Annotated in this window: 1 protein-coding gene; it reads left to right on the forward strand. The window is 60.6% G+C overall.

Annotated features, from left to right (window positions below; all coding sequences use genetic code 11):
* Positions 1-122: 122 nt before the first annotated feature.
* Positions 123-424, forward strand: a 302-nt coding sequence (locus tag FLP08_RS17115) for a thiamine pyrophosphate-binding protein (RefSeq protein WP_238388517.1), incomplete at its 3' end; no start/stop codon positions are given.

Genomic DNA, 424 nt, shown 5'->3' on the forward strand with positions numbered 1-424 from the left:
ACAGGCGCTCCGCGGCGAGGGTCACGCTGCCGGCTTCGTAGAGGGTGACGAAGGTGCGGATCAGGTTGAGATCGATCGGACTCATATAGACCAGTTCTATTTTTTATAGAAAGAGTATCGATTTGATTGATTATCGAGCGGCTGCAACAGTAGCGCAGATCCAGGAAACGAGCTTGAAGGCCTGCATGAAAACCGTCCATTCCGCGTCTTACGAGATCCTCCGTCGCCACGGCCTGACCACCGTCTTCGGCAACCCCGGCTCCAACGAGCTGCCGTTCCTCAAGGACTTCCCCGAGGATTTCCGCTACATCCTCGGCCTGCACGAGGGCGCGGTGGTCGGCATGGCCGATGGCTTCGCCCTGGCCAGCGGCCGCCCGGCCTTCGTCAACCTGCATGCGGCGGCTGGCACCGGCAACGGTATGGG

Origin of the sequence: Christiangramia aestuarii (assembly GCF_009735585.1) — a bacterium.
In the GTDB taxonomy this organism is placed as follows: domain Bacteria; phylum Bacteroidota; class Bacteroidia; order Flavobacteriales; family Flavobacteriaceae; genus Christiangramia; species Christiangramia aestuarii.